Source organism: Metabacillus dongyingensis, assembly GCF_019933155.2.
Classification (GTDB): Bacteria; Bacillota; Bacilli; order Bacillales; family Bacillaceae; genus Bacillus_P; species Bacillus_P dongyingensis.
Genome location: NZ_CP082944.1, coordinates 1,271,075 through 1,285,402, shown reverse-complemented (window position 1 = coordinate 1,285,402; position 14,328 = coordinate 1,271,075). Strand labels below are relative to the sequence as shown.

The following is a 14,328-nucleotide window of genomic DNA, read 5'->3' as shown; positions in this document are numbered from 1 at the left end:
TTAAAACCACACCCCAAACTGGAATCATCTTGTTTTGTTTTCCTCTCTAATATGTAAATACGAAAGATTTAGTGAAAAGGTTTCAGAAAATCATAGATTTTTTTCAAACTCTATTTCCCTATTACTTTCTCATCATCTCATCTTCAATCAATTCTAAAACTCTCTCATAATAGGCATCTTCATGAGGCACGAATCTGGATTTATCTACTTTTGTTTGCACGTTTTTTCTAGTTCCGGCCTGATCCACTTCAAAACCGTCCATTAGAAGACCAGTTCTTCTCCCAGCCATAAGGTCTTTAACTAAATGCAATTCTGCCCGAGCCATTCCCGCTACTTCTTCTTTTTGCAAGGTAAATCTTTCAAAAGGCTGATTAAATGGATAAAAAAACACATATGCAATTTCATTATCAATTAACCCTTTTTGAGATACACTATACTTCAGGACATCCAACAGGACTAGATCTGAGAAGGAGAGGCGAATGCCGATTTCCTCTTCTACCTCCCGAGTTCCATCCTCAATCGTTTCATTGGCCAGAATGTGGCCTGCAGCCGTAATATCATATAAATTGGGGTAATCCTTTTTCACTTTGCTTCTCAATTGAAAATAGAGGTACACCCTGCCATTCTCTCTTCCCGCAAACCAGCAATGAAAGGTTTCATGCCAGTAGCCTGACTTATGGACATCTGAGCGGGCAGCTGTTCCTATTGGATTGTGATTCTCATCATAAATACGAAGTAATTCTTTATCCATCTTTTGAAGACCCCTCAATTCTCTTCTTTATAAATTTCCATTATATATATAACAAAAATAGGGGAACACGCAGCTATTTTTCCATCTTTTTATAAATCATCAATGTTTCTAATAGAAAGTCTCTATCATACGCCGTTTTTTGATGAATTCGATCAGCCCATTCATCTATGGTTTCTGCATCCAGGTCGTCAAACAATCCGCTGTTGGTGCTTAAAAAGCTTTTCCAATTATAAAATTCCCAATGAGCTGTTTCATTTCCAAGTTCAATTCTTTTTTCTAAAAGCGGCTCCCGCTTGATTGTATTCTGAGATTGTTCAGCTGCTGCCATAAACAGTGTTCGATCGATTGGTATAGTCTGATAGATTTGTGCGGACCACTTTCCGTTCGGACGATAGTAAGTAATCTTCACATCATCTCCGTCCGGTTCCACCTTTATTTCTGCTGCAGGAAAAAATCCCTTTAGTTTTTCAGTTGTGAAATCCTGTGCATTGGCGTCAATCAAAATTGGATTCAGCCACTGATCTCCCAAGTCACACAAATATCTTCTGCCCGATTCATCAAGCGCGATCACAGCAGCGTGATCTACTCCAATAGGGTAAGCATCAATTCCTCCTTTTGCAAACTCATCCAGCAGCCAAATTGATAAATCAAAACAGTTGCCTGTTATGCCGTACTGCTCCTTGTGTTCCTTAATTAACGAAAGATCTCTCTGCTTTTTTGAACCGGCTTTCCCGTAATACCATACCTTAGTAAGGGTTTCCATCGGAAATTCATCAAATTTCTTCCATACTGATAAGATTTCATCTGTTGCTTTCATTTCAATCACCCTTTCTTATTTAAAAAGATAGACACTGACAGCAAATAGAAGCTGCGCCAGAAAATAAGTGCTCATCACCAGATAATCCCTGTATTTTAAAGAACTCCTGAACCGGTCCCATGCCAGCACTGCATCTGATAGGTAAAAAAATAATGCTGCTGCGATGATCAGAACTTGTCCGCTGAAAAAAGACGTCCCGGTCATCAGAGTAATGACCGTTATATACAGCGAAACAGCTGCGATCATAGCAATCCCGCCTTTTTCTTTTACTCCTTTAAAAAGAAGGCGGAAAAAGAGGAGCGCAAGGACAATCAGCACACTCCAAATAAGGGGATTGCTTTCACCTTCTGCCCACTCAGAGATAAAAGCCGCAGTGTAAAGAACATGAGCTATAAAAAAAGAACTTAACCCCTGCAAAAAACGATCAGCAGGCAGCATGAGAAAAACATCGCCTGAAAGCGAAAATAGCAATCCCGAGACAACCAGTATTCCGTAAATTCCTGCGGCTTTAAAATTAATTAAGGCAATTCCAATGATCAAAAGCATCGTTCCTGGCTTCAGTGCATACATCCATGTTTCTTTTTTATAATAAATGGCTGCCATGTAAGCCGCTCCAGAGGCAAAAACGAACATAAATAAAAGGATTGGAAACATGTTTCACCCCTTTTCTCCTTAAAAAAGAACCAGGTTTCCCTGGTTTTCATTTGATCTTGCACGCCTCTTTTTTCAGTTTACAAACTTCTCTTTTTCCTTCCAGAATTCCTTCCGAAGATGAACTTTTTGAATTTTGCCTGATGCCGTTTTAGGCAGCTCATCTGCAAATATCACTTTCGTCGGAGCTTTGAAATGGGCTAGCTTGCTGCGCGCAAAGGCGATAAGTTCTTCCTCGCTTGTCAGCAGTCCATCCTTTATGACGACTATGGCCTGCGGCGTTTCTCCCCATTTTTCATGGGGAACAGAAATGACAGCGACCTCCTGCACTGCAGGGTGATCATACAGGACGCCTTCTACTTCGATGGAAGAAATGTTTTCTCCTCCGCTGATAATAATATCTTTTTTTCGATCAGCAATTTCAATGTTGCCATCCTTATCCACAACAGCCATGTCACCGGTATAGTACCAGCCGCCGCGAATGACTTCATCCGTTCCTTCCTGATTGTTCCAATAGCCTTCCATTACACCGTTTCCGCGCACCGCAATCTCACCGATTTCCTGACTGTTGTGCTTAACTTCCTCGCCAAGCTCATTAAAAACTCTCACATCGCTTCCAATGAACTGATAGCCTGCTTTTGCTTTTAAACGATATTTTTCCTCCGGCAAAAGACGCTCCTGTGTATCACGAATAATGGAAGTTGTAATTAGCGGGGATGCTTCAGTCATGCCATAGACTTGGATAAACTCCCACTTCAATTCCTCTTCGACCCGCTTCACAAATGCAGGCGGCGGGGCAGATCCTGCTATGACAATCCGGATATCCTGCGGCTGTTTTGTGAAGCCGTTCACTTCCGAGAACTGAAGCAGGCTGTTTAGGACAGTTGGAGCCATATGCATGACGGTTACTCCATAGTCATTTATCTTTTTGAAAATATCGGCCGGCAGCACTTTTCGAAGACATACCTGTGTCGCGCCATTTGCCGTGTAATAAAATGGCGATCCCCATCCATTGACATGGAACATTGGAAGAACATGCAGAAGAACATCCCGATCAGAAACCCGAAGATGATGCATCGAAGCGAGTGCATGCAAATAGTTGCTGCGGTGTGTCAGCATGACACCTTTAGGTTTTCCGGTTGTCCCGCTCGTATAAAGGAGAGTTGCCAGATCATCCTCCTCCATCTCAGGACGGTCGATTTCATGTTTTTCATATTGACTAAGCCATTGCTCATAAGCAACCAGCCCGTCCCCACTGATTTCAAGACCGTGGACAATAATGGTTTTAACGGTTTTCAATTGATCTGCAACAGGCTCAATCTGTGAATAAAGTTCATGATCAACAAACAATGCTTTTGTTTCACTGTGATTTAATATATACACATAATCATCCGGAATCAGCCTTGTATTCAGAGGAACAATAACAGCTCCAAGCTGAAGAACCCCATAAAACCCCTCGTACATTTCAGAAGAATTTGGTGCAAGATACGCAACGCGATCCCCTTTTTCAATCCCTAATTCCCTTAGCCCCCGCGAAAGCTGATTGACTCTTTCATTTACTTCTGCATATGTAAATTCTTTTAACTCATCAATCACAGCTGTTTTCTCCCCGTAAAGCTTGGCAGCCCGATCCAAAAACTGGGGCAGCAGCAATGGCACCTTCATCTCTTCATCCCCTTTTAGTCGAAATATTCAATTATTTTTCACAGTAATTATAGCACAAATGAGAGAATGTGTTATATAACAATGAACATTATGACTGGTTAGGGCAGGCTCTCACATTGGGCTTCCCCACCATTATGATTTTTCATGAATGCAGCTTAGATTGTTAATTTATCTGTATGTCTTCCGATAAATAAAAAGGATGCCTTTTCAGCGATTCTCTTAAACTGCTCCTGCTTTCAGGCGAAGATTTTCATATATTATTTAAAAAAACGCCTTTATAAGGTTATTCCATCAAATTTTTTGGGTACATCTACTATGTTGCACACCAATTTAATAGAGGAGCCACAACCATGTTCATCAGAATTCTTAAATCTTACGACTATTCATTAATAGCAGCCATTTTTATTTTAAGTACGTTCGGGCTCCTTATGGTTTACAGCTCAAGTGTGATAACATCCATCTTAAGATACGATGTGACGAGCAGCTATTTTTTCAAAAAACAGAGTATTTCTCTGCTGATAGGGTTCATTATGTTTGCTGTCCTATCATTTTTCCCTTATAAAATCTTTTTTCAGAAAAAAATGATTAAGCTCTTATTTTACATATCCATTGGTTCTTTATTGTTTGTCATCGTTTTTGGGCATACAGCTGGAAATGCTCAAAGCTGGGTGAAATTCGGCGGAGCAGCTATTCAGCCCGCAGAGTTTGCAAAGATGTGGGTGATTATTTATTTATCAGCTCTGCTTGCAAAAAAGCAGAGATATATGGATGATTTCGGCAACGCCATTTTGCCGCCTGTTATTTTTGTTGTGGTGATCTTTATTTTGATTTTGCTTCAGCCCGATTTTGGAACAGCACTCATCATTTTATTGAATGCAGCGATCATCATTCTTTGTTCCGGTATTACGTTAAAAAGCTTTATTAAATTATCGGCCTTTACAGCGCTTGCAGTGACGCTCGGGCTTTTGCTTTTATTTGTCACAAATAAATTAGCAGATGTCTTCTCATCTGAGAGGATGTCGAGATTTACAGGTTTTATGGATCCCTTTGAAAATATCGCCGATTCAGGCTATCAGCTGGTCAGCTCCTACTATGCAATCAGCAGCGGCGGCATGGTCGGGCTCGGCCTTGGAAACAGCATTCAAAAATATGGCTATTTGCCTGAAAGTCATACGGATTTTATTATGGCAGTCATCAGTGAAGAGTTAGGGCTGTTCGGAGTACTCTTTGTCATCGGGCTGATTGCGTTTATCGTGCTAAAAGGCTTTGCGATCAGCAAAAACTGTCCGGATCCATTTGGCTCACTCCTTGCGATTGGCATTTCATCCATGATCGGGATTCAGGCAATCGTCAACCTTGGAGCGGTAGCCGGACTGCTTCCGATTACGGGCGTTACCCTTCCATTCGTAAGCTACGGGGGATCATCGCTGATCCTGCTCTGCATCTCTGCTGGAATACTTGTGAACATTTCCATGATGAATACATTTAAACAGACATACAGTAAGCCTCAGGCTGCATAAAAAAAAGACCCACTCCCCACTCGGATTTGGTCTTTTTCATCCTTTTACTGTGTACGCTTCGTTTGCCGTCTGCGAATAAACCAGATAATAAATACAACTGCGGCAACTCCAAGGACTGCATAAATGACTGACGAATAGACACCTACATAATCATTGATTTTAGGCCAGGCCTCACCGAGTGATGCCCCCAGCATAACAAGTGCAATATTCCAAATTAGGGTTCCAAAGGTTGTAAATAGAACAAATTTCAGAAAATTCATATTCGACATGCCCGCCGGAATGGAGATGAGGCTGCGAAGCAGAGGAATCATACGGCAGAAAAAGACGGTCCATATGCCGTATTTATCAAACCATGCATCTGCCCGGTGGACATCCTTCTTCTTTACCCTTAGGACATGCCCCCACTTATCAATGATTTTTTCGAGCCGTTCAACATCCAGCTGCAGTCCAATCCAGAATAAAATGACTGCACCGACAACAGAACCTGCTGTAGCAGCGAGTATGACTCCAATCACATTCATATCGGAATTGGTTGTCATGAAGCCTCCAAAAGGCAAAACAACTTCTGAAGGAATAGGAGGGAATATGTTTTCTAATGCGATCATCAGGAAGATGCCAAAGTATCCATATTGCTCCATAAAATCCGTAATCCAGTTCTCCAATTACTTCACTCCTTCACTGCGGCCTTTTCTTTAAAATCATTTCCCTTTGCTGAATCTTTTAAAACGCATGCGCCCGTTATTAAAAACACGGCATCCCATACAGAGATACCGCGTCAGGCTATCCTCCATTTATCTGTTCAAATCCTATATATTTCAAGGCAAGATGCAGACTTGAAAAGGATTTTGCATCTTTAAAATCAAGACCGAGACTTATCATAGTCTGGGCAATTTCAGGGCGGATTCCGCTCAATTTTGTTTCAACGCCCAGCAGCTGAAGAGCATCCAGCACTTTGAAAATTTGGTGTGCCACCATCGTATCAATGACAGGCACGCCCGATAAATCAATAATCAAATACTCATATTCACATTCAGCACTTTTCGTTAAAGCAACGTCCATCAATACTTGTGCACGCTGTGTATCAAGGTCTCCGATTAAAGGAAGAACCCCAATTTTTTCTGATACATTCACGATTGGCACAGATAACTCATCAACTGCATTTTTGGCAGATTGAATGTTTGTTGAGTATTTTTTCATATAAAATACACTGATCAGATGAATGGCATGATCCACCACATGATCAAAAGAAGAAAGCAGTTCGTAAAATTCATCCAGAGATAAACTGGCGGCCTTCGCCTGTTCTTTAATAATGCCGCCAATCATATCCCGGTAAAACTTGATTTCTTTCATGGCAAGATCCAGCGGAAATTGAATCGCAATCAGCAAATCAGCCGTTTCTCTTCCCCAGCTGTTTAAGAAAACAATGGATTCCTGCTTCTCAAGCAAAATCGCTTCAGCATAAACATTCACCAATTTTTCTCTCCAATTTGAAAGCTCCCCGCTGTTAGACTGATTGAAATTCGGATATTTGATGCCCTTTTCTCCTTTTATTGCTTGGATCAGTTCTTGTTTTTGATCTATAATCTCTTTATTTATTTTCTTAAGGGTTATGTTTAATTTGTTTTCAGTCTGCATGGCTCTCCTTTCCAAAACGATGTTCTATCTATAAGGATAGTACTATACGGTTAGAATCTCAAACCATTTGTGTATAAGCTTTCGAAAAAAAATTTCCAATCGTGACCTTATGTGGCCCAGGTAATCATACTGAGCGTTTGATTCCCTATAACTGCGCAAAAACATGAATCTGGTAACCATTGGAGGTGTATGATTCCTCAAATCAGCTCTAAACCCATTTTACAGATTTCTGTCATCAAAAAACCAATTCTTCTCGAAAGAATTGGTTTAATAAACAGGAATATAAATATTTATCTTCATTTTGTCAGGGTAGCTTGAGCCCAGTACATCCGTTACCTCAAAATCCGGTCCCTCTCTCCGTTCAAAATTGGATTGAGGCAGCCAAGTGCCGTATATGTACCTGCGGTTATTTTGAACCGAGTCGGCGGAGCCGTTCACTTTGAATTCCGCGTATTTCCCTTCAGGAATTTTAAAATGAATAAGGGGCTCATGTAATATAGCATTTGATTCTTTTGCTTCCTCACCAATGATAAATGAAAAACCTCCATCATCTTTAAAGCTGCAGGCGATACCGTAGGCCATGCCCGGCGCGAGTTTATCTGCTATTTTCATATAGTATTCATTCATGCCGAAATCATGATAGAATCCTGGTATTTCTTCATAATGGGCATCATTGTTTAAGTTTGTTTTGTATTCACATCCGATGATATGAATAGGTGAAAGGTTCACAATCTGAGGCTTGTTCACTTGAAATTCACCTCTAATCCTTTGCTTGAAATCCAGAAAATTCATTTTAGGCTGCAGCTTTAGGGATATCTGTGATTTACGGTACTTAGATGGCGGTATTCCTGCGAAAGCAGAGAATGATCTTGTAAACGATTCTTGCGAGCCATATTGGCAATCGAGTGCTATTTGTAATATAGGTATGTCTTTTTTCAGAAGAACAGCTGCTTCAGACAGCCTTCTGTTTCGAATATATTCTTGAACAGTAAATCCTGAAATTGCCTGAAACATTCTCTGAAAGTGAAACGGAGAGAAAAAAGCCTGAGATGCAACGTGGTGAATCTTTAAATCTTCAAAGAGATTTGTTTCAATATACTCAATTGCATTTTGAATCCGATGATACGTATCCATGTCTTCACACCCTTCGTCGTCCCTATACCCATATTTTACAAGATGCCTGTATTCCTTTTTTGATTTTTCGTGCTATATTTCGAATAATTACTTGCATCATGTCATTTTGCTCTCACCCAAGACCGACCTTGTCAAATTTTCAGCCGTCATTCAACTATTAAATCCGTTTTCCTGATTTGTTCTGCTAAAATCAGAAATCTTCAGACTAACAATAAAAACCTGCAGCACACATAACCGCAGGATCTAATCTTCAATCTTAGTATAGTAGTACTCACTCAATGCTTCATGCATCAGCAATCCTTTTTTTCCGGTTTCACTCAAGGTATACGTCCCTCTCTCTACCCTCTCAAACCAGCCATAGTAATTTTTATTTAGGATCGAGAGCGTTTTATCGCCCGTTCCCATTTCTCGGAGAATTTTAGGACTGAGCTGACCTTTCCGCTCGAGGCAGCAGGCAATGTGAATGCATCTTTCCTTGTAAGCTGTCATGATTTTCGTTTTGTTCACTCCGCCGACATTATGATCTCCGCTTCTCCCGGCAATTTCAGCGAGTATTCTGTCTCTCTTTTTCTTGCTTTGCTTCATACTTTTACCTCTATCGAAGGAAGCAGGCTCCATTTTCATTTCAGCATAGCCTTTTCCTTGACGAAAAGACACGATAATCAGACCGAGCTCCAGCCGCTTCACCAAGTAGCAAAGATCCTTCCATTTTTTTGAACGCAAACTGTATGATGGTTTGGGAATAGCAATATAAACTTGCTCAGTATACCGCTGTCTTTTTGCAGCCTGAATGAGCAAGTCTACGTTTAACCTGAGCTTCAGTTCAACTAAAATCAGTTCTTCAGCCTTAACCGCAGCCAGATCACAGTCATTTACTTCTCCATACACCTCAAATCCCTGTTTTAAAAAATATCTTTGTATTGGCAGATATAAATCCTTTTCTAAAATTTTATCCTGTTTCATTCCTAATACCCCGCATTTTCATTTAATCTAACACTATCATAAAATGCGTATCAAAAAATGCATCAGTACTAAATGGATGAATATAATCAGACAAGAAAATAAGCTCAATCATATCAATTGATGGAGGGAGGGAGGGAGGGACCTTTCTTGAGAAAAAACGCAAATCAGTTCAGAGGTAACCTGTGATGACGAACCAGGAGCGCTTGGGGCACCGGAAATTCAAGAAACACTCAAAAATGAAACGATAACTGAACCTGCACAATCTAAAAAGCTTTGGAAAAGATGGTTTGGCAAGTAGATTCGTAATTATGTGAGCGGATGTTAAATTTGCAACAGCCTCGCCCTTTTACAAAAAACACTCCAAATAAATCAGGAGTGTTTATCTTATATCATCTTTTATGCTTTAACCGGAATCCAAATCTCTGAATAATAGTCTGAACTAAATGGATCATCATTTGAATACACTTCTAAATCAGGTGTGCCGGCATGCTCATATCCGCTCGTCGGGAACCATTCTGAGAAAATTTGCTTCCACGCATTTTGCATCGCTTCCGGCATAGGGCCATGAACTTCAAATACAACCCATTTTGCCGCTGGAATTGTAAGCTTTGACAGGCCTTCAGGCGGTTCACCGTCATACTCTGCAGCTACCCAATAATCCATCATCTTGTTGCTGCCTGCTACACAAATTCCCATCACGCCTTTAATTTCTCCATTGTTCAGATTCATCAGCTGCTCATTGGTTCCATCCTGATTTACTTCATTCCAAAGCTTAGGAATTCCAATCAGATTTTCCTCATTCTCACAAGAAAACTCACGTTTAATCCCGACTGCATCAAACCCTTTTCGTTCTGCCACTTTGTAATTCAATGGATCTGCCCCTTTCAAACTCACCTGAATGGTCAGGCGGCTGTAGAATTTTAGTTTACACGTGCTTTTTCTGGCATCACTAGGTGAAATCCCGTGCTGCCGCCTGAAAGCCTTTGTAAACGATTCGGGAGTGTCATAGCCATACTTATAGGCAAGATCAATCACTTTAGAGCGGCTGTTTGCAAGTTCCTGGGCGGCTAATGTTAAACGTCTGCGCCGGAGATATTCCCCAACAGAAATGTCCGTTAAGATGGTAAACGTCCGCTGAAAATGAAAGGCTGAAGCATTTGCCTCTTTAGCAATCTGTTCAATTGAAATATCTTCAAGCAAATGTTCTTCCATATAGTCAATCGCCTTCTGTATTGACCTAATCCATGTCATATCGCTCACTCCTTGAACCAATCTTACCAATTCAGATTCTTTAAATCCTGTCATTTTATGCTTTGCGGTGACTGCTCTTACAAATGCCTTGTACAATTATATAAGTCGCAATCCCACCCTTTTTCCCCTTTGACGATTGTCGAGATCGACGTATTTCTCAGTGCATCCTTCATTTCTAAATGAGGCACCGCCTGTCTTAAAAAGTGGGAGATAAACATTCCGTGACTGACAATCAAAATGTTTTTTTCAGGGTGCTTCTTTATTAATTCTTCAAAAAACAACTGACCTCTTTTGATGACAGCTTCAGTCTTCTCAATTCCAAGATCGAGCTCCCTCCAGTCAGCTCCCCATTTCTTTATTCTTTCCGCTTCTGTCGTTCCTTCGATTTGACCTCCATCCACTTCCTTTAGTCTTGCATCGAATTGAATAGGCAGATTTCCAAGCTTTGCTGCTATGTATTCCGCGGTCTGTTTTGCCCTTGCTAACGGACTTGCATAAATCAGATTCCAGTCCTCAGAGCTTAACCTTTCCGCGAGCTTCACTGCTTCTGCCATTCCATTTTCATCAAGCGGAATATCTGAGCTCCCTTGTGCTCTTCTCTCTACATTCCAAGCCGTGCGTCCATGTCGGATAATCCCTATTTTCGTCATGATTGGATCCATTCCTTTCAATTAATTTCTATCATTCTCTAATTCTTCCATCTAAGATTATGATACTCTAAAAGTGAGGTGAAGACGATGAAAAGAAAACCAATTTACGTAGAAATACTGATCGGCTCAGACATGGAAAAACTATGGAACGCAACACAAACTCCAGACTTGCATTCGAGCTGGGATTTGCGTTTTTCATCGATTACATACCTTCCGAAAAAAGAGAACGAACCTCAGCATTTTTTATACAAAACCAACATTGGCTTTGGGCAGAGCGTCCAAGGATGGGGAAAAAGTGCAGGGACCTTTCATGCTGAAGATGGATCGAGGACATCTTCCCTTCATTTCGGAACTGATCAAAAAATGTCCCTTATCAAAGAAGGCAAGGGTTACTGGAAGTACAAACAAAAACAAGACACACTTGTTTTTCTGACACAATACGATTATAAAGTGAACTTTGGCCGATTAGGAACGTTCTGTGATGGAATGGTCTTTCGGCCGTTAATCGGCTGGGCAACTGCCTTAAGCTTTGATGTCCTGAAAAGATGGCTTGAAAAGAACGAAGCGCCAGCCTCCCAGTATTTACGCTTTTTTAGTACATGGCTTATTTCTTTTCTTTTCTTTTTTATATGGACCTATCATGGCACAGTGCCTAAATTGCTTTTCCAGCAGCCTGAAGAAGTATCTATGACACAAAACTTGCTGTCCATTTCAGTGAGACAGGCTTCCTCAATCGTATCTGCGGTTGGCATAGCTGAAATTCTATTCGGACTGCTGTGGCTTTTGCCGATTAATAAAAGAAGGTTATTTGGCGTGCAGATCATGGTTTTTCCGCTTCTATCGCTTTCAGCCGTTTTGGCGGAGCCTGCAAACCTGGTTCATCCATTCAGTCCAATTACCTTCAATGCTGCTTTATTCATCCTTTCTATCATTGGATTTTTCCAAAGCCGGGATCTACCGACAGCAAGCAGCTGCAAGAGAAAGAGAGTAGGAGATAACGATGTCTATTTATAGAAGTGTTTTAGGCGATCAGTATAAACGGCTCCATCCCAAGCTTCAAAAAAGGCATGAGGTTCCCTTTACAGCTAAAGGGGTGATGAGAACAATAAAAGGCGGTCCTAAATGGTTATATCCCTTCTTTTTAGCAGAAGTCCGCTTTAAAATCCTGTTTCCGGAGTATGGGAAAGATATTCCGTTTACGATCAGGAATACACCGTGCACTGGTTCAAACGGAGAAGAACAGGTTCACTGGGAACGGATCTTTTATTTTAAAAATAAAAAAAGGTACTTCAATGCATTAATGAGTCTGGATTCTAAGAAAAACTTGATTAAAGATTACCTGGGTGAGCCGAAACTGTTCTATTCAGATTTAGCTTTCCATGTGAATGATAGCGGGCAATTAAAAATAGAGTCCAGATGTCAGCGGCTTGTTCTATTAAATCTTGAGATTCCCATGCCGAGAATGCTTCAGGGATTGGCCTCGGTTACAGAATCATATGACGATGAAAGAAATATCTTTTTAATAAAGGTTGCAGTCAAAAATCCTGTCATTGGCACTGTTTTTACATATGAAGGAGAGTTTACAGCAGATGAAATTTCGTAGCATAGCTATTATTCACATTGTTTTATTTCTATTATCCGTGCTTTTCCATGCAGGTCCATGGTATTTTCTACTGCTTACAGCAGCACAGCTTGTCTATGTTCCGCTTGTTTTGCAGCTCGTTATGAAAAAAGGGGACTGGTTTTATAAGCTGTATCCTTATGTTTCGATTCCTGGCTATGCATCTGTATTTATCTTGCAAATAACGGGTGAAAACTCATTTGATGTCTTTTTTGCAGGTGTCTATTTGTTCTTTACGATTATCGCAGCAGTTTATGGATGCTCACGTTTTTTAAGCCGGGGTTTTATCCATTTTGAGGAGTTTTCCGTGGATATGGGTCTGTTTTCCTTAATGGTCGGCGGTGCCTGGTTCTTTGCCCATACAGCAGACATTGAAACTGGCTTTTCCCCTATCATCAGGTGGCTTACAGGCATTCACTTTCACTATTCTTCCTTTTTGCTGCCGATTTTTGCAGGGTTTTTGGGGAGAATTTATAAACCTCCATTTTACCGGCTTTCGACTTCCATCCTGATTGCATCGCCAATTATAGTAGCTCTGGGAATTACTTTTTCAGTCTGGCTTGAGCTATTGTCTGTCCTATTTTACATTGTTGGCATTTATGGTTTGATCTATCTCTCATTTAATGTGCCGCTTCATCAAGCGAAATGGCTGATCAGACTGTCCTTTTCATCTCTTGGGATCACGATTCTTTTTTCTTTGGCTTATGCCCTGGGAAATGCATGGGGAGATTTCACCGTAACCATTACCTTTATGCTTACTTTTCATGGCATCCTGAATTGCGGCTTATTTGCTTTACTTGGGGTGATTGGATGGTCCATTTTCACGCCTTCTGCCCCAGAGGCTGCGGCCTTTCCAATCAGCAAAGTCAGAGGAAAAAAAGTGATTGGCGAAAAAATACTGGATAAGATTACAGACAAGAATTCAGCTGAATACGATGGACTGGTAGATAATATGGGAATCTATGAACCTCACATTTCTCTGAAAACACTGTCTAAAGACATTATCAGCTTTTATGAAAATACGAATCAATACCGCCTGCTTGCAGAGGTGAAATGGCACAACTGGTTCAAGCCATTCGCAATCCTCTACCGACTATTCAGCCGGCAAGTGAAACAAATTAATCTGCCGGTATCAAGCAAGCAGGCTGAAATGACCGGAAACATCTATCCGGTAAAAAAAGAACACGATGAGAGAGAATCTGCCCGGGCATGGGTGAGGAAAGTAAATGGCGAAACTGCCTTTGTAGCCCTCTATTCGTATCACAGAACAAATGAAATAACCTATATGAACATTGCGCTTCCTCTCCCCCGCTCAGCTATGATTGGGATACTGGAACTCAAGCAGAATGGGCAGAACCTTCAGCTTTCCAGCAAAAGAGAGAAGCCTGATTCAGATGCGGGTGTCTACTTAGCTTACAAACAGTATCTTTTTAAGCTCCCAATTGAAGAAGTTTTTCAAGTTTTGGAAGCACCGCGGGGGGGTTTGACCGCCAAGCATAAAATGTGGATTTTTTCGATTCCCTTTTTAACCATTCATTATTCAATAGTAAAAAGATACCCGCCTCCGTTAATGGAACATGATCGCTGAATTCGCCTTGTCCATAAGGTTACGGGTCTATGCAAATCTAAAATGACCACAAAAAAAGAGAGCTTGATTCAGCCCTCTTCCC

Annotated in this window: 14 protein-coding genes; 4 read left to right on the top strand and 10 right to left on the bottom strand. The window is 40.9% G+C overall.

The window, feature by feature from the left end; translation table 11 throughout:
* Positions 1–121 precede the first annotated feature (121 nt).
* The 4 genes from K8L98_RS06360 to K8L98_RS06345 form a co-directional block, all read right to left on the bottom strand.
* Complete coding sequence (locus tag K8L98_RS06360) at positions 122–751, bottom strand: NUDIX hydrolase (RefSeq protein WP_223440518.1); 630 nt, start codon at positions 749–751, stop codon at positions 122–124.
* Between the two features lie 73 nt (positions 752–824).
* Positions 825–1,568, bottom strand: a complete 744-nt coding sequence (locus tag K8L98_RS06355) for a hypothetical protein (RefSeq protein ID WP_223440517.1) — start codon at positions 1,566–1,568, stop codon at positions 825–827.
* 15 nt (positions 1,569–1,583) lie between these two features.
* The gene (locus tag K8L98_RS06350) at positions 1,584–2,222 is read right to left on the bottom strand and encodes a lysoplasmalogenase (protein WP_223440515.1); all 639 of its coding nucleotides are present in this window, start codon (positions 2,220–2,222) and stop codon (positions 1,584–1,586) included.
* 72 nt (positions 2,223–2,294) lie between these two features.
* Complete coding sequence (locus tag K8L98_RS06345; protein ID WP_223440514.1) at positions 2,295–3,884, bottom strand: long-chain-fatty-acid--CoA ligase; 1,590 nt, start codon at positions 3,882–3,884, stop codon at positions 2,295–2,297.
* Between the two features lie 350 nt (positions 3,885–4,234).
* Here K8L98_RS06345 and K8L98_RS06340 point away from each other — a divergent pair, with 350 nt between their 5' ends.
* Entirely contained in the window at positions 4,235–5,404 is a 1,170-nt protein-coding gene (locus K8L98_RS06340; protein WP_223440513.1) for an FtsW/RodA/SpoVE family cell cycle protein, read from the top strand.
* 44 nt (positions 5,405–5,448) lie between these two features.
* On the opposite strand, the gene K8L98_RS06335 is transcribed toward K8L98_RS06340, so the two are convergent.
* The 6 genes from K8L98_RS06335 to K8L98_RS06310 all read right to left on the bottom strand — a co-directional run bounded on the left by K8L98_RS06335 (position 5,449) and on the right by K8L98_RS06310 (position 11,037).
* On the bottom strand, positions 5,449–6,066 hold the full coding sequence (locus K8L98_RS06335) for a DedA family protein (protein WP_223440512.1): 618 nt from the start codon (positions 6,064–6,066) through the stop codon (positions 5,449–5,451).
* Between the two features lie 118 nt (positions 6,067–6,184).
* Positions 6,185–7,039: an STAS domain-containing protein gene (locus tag K8L98_RS06330; protein WP_223440511.1), complete on the bottom strand. Its 855-nt coding sequence runs from the start codon at positions 7,037–7,039 to the stop codon at positions 6,185–6,187.
* 267 nt (positions 7,040–7,306) lie between these two features.
* A complete protein-coding gene (locus K8L98_RS06325; protein ID WP_223440510.1) occupies positions 7,307–8,173 on the bottom strand; it encodes an AraC family transcriptional regulator in 867 nt (288 codons plus the stop codon).
* Positions 8,174–8,416: 243 nt separating this feature from the next.
* Positions 8,417–9,136 carry a DUF2161 domain-containing phosphodiesterase gene (locus K8L98_RS06320; protein WP_223440508.1) on the bottom strand — a complete coding sequence of 240 codons (720 nt, stop codon included), beginning with the start codon at positions 9,134–9,136 and terminating at the stop codon, positions 8,417–8,419.
* A gap of 396 nt (positions 9,137–9,532) precedes the next feature.
* Positions 9,533–10,387, bottom strand: coding sequence for an AraC family transcriptional regulator (locus tag K8L98_RS06315; protein ID WP_223440506.1), 855 nt, complete (start codon positions 10,385–10,387; stop codon positions 9,533–9,535).
* Positions 10,388–10,464: 77 nt separating this feature from the next.
* Positions 10,465–11,037, bottom strand: a complete 573-nt coding sequence (locus K8L98_RS06310) for a histidine phosphatase family protein (protein ID WP_223440505.1) — start codon at positions 11,035–11,037, stop codon at positions 10,465–10,467.
* Positions 11,038–11,124: 87 nt separating this feature from the next.
* Here K8L98_RS06310 and K8L98_RS06305 point away from each other — a divergent pair, with 87 nt between their 5' ends.
* The 3 genes from K8L98_RS06305 to K8L98_RS06295 are packed head-to-tail and all read left to right on the top strand — an operon-like array spanning position 11,125 to position 14,246.
* A complete protein-coding gene (locus K8L98_RS06305; protein ID WP_223440504.1) occupies positions 11,125–12,051 on the top strand; it encodes a DoxX-like family protein in 927 nt (308 codons plus the stop codon).
* Positions 12,038–12,640: a DUF4166 domain-containing protein gene (locus K8L98_RS06300; protein ID WP_223440503.1), complete on the top strand. Its 603-nt coding sequence runs from the start codon at positions 12,038–12,040 to the stop codon at positions 12,638–12,640. The genes K8L98_RS06305 and K8L98_RS06300 overlap by 14 nt, the downstream gene beginning before the upstream one ends.
* Positions 12,627–14,246, top strand: a complete 1,620-nt coding sequence (locus K8L98_RS06295; RefSeq protein WP_223440502.1) for a YndJ family protein — start codon at positions 12,627–12,629, stop codon at positions 14,244–14,246. Before K8L98_RS06300 ends, K8L98_RS06295 begins: the two co-directional genes overlap by 14 nt.
* The last annotated feature ends 82 nt before the right edge of the window (positions 14,247–14,328 follow it).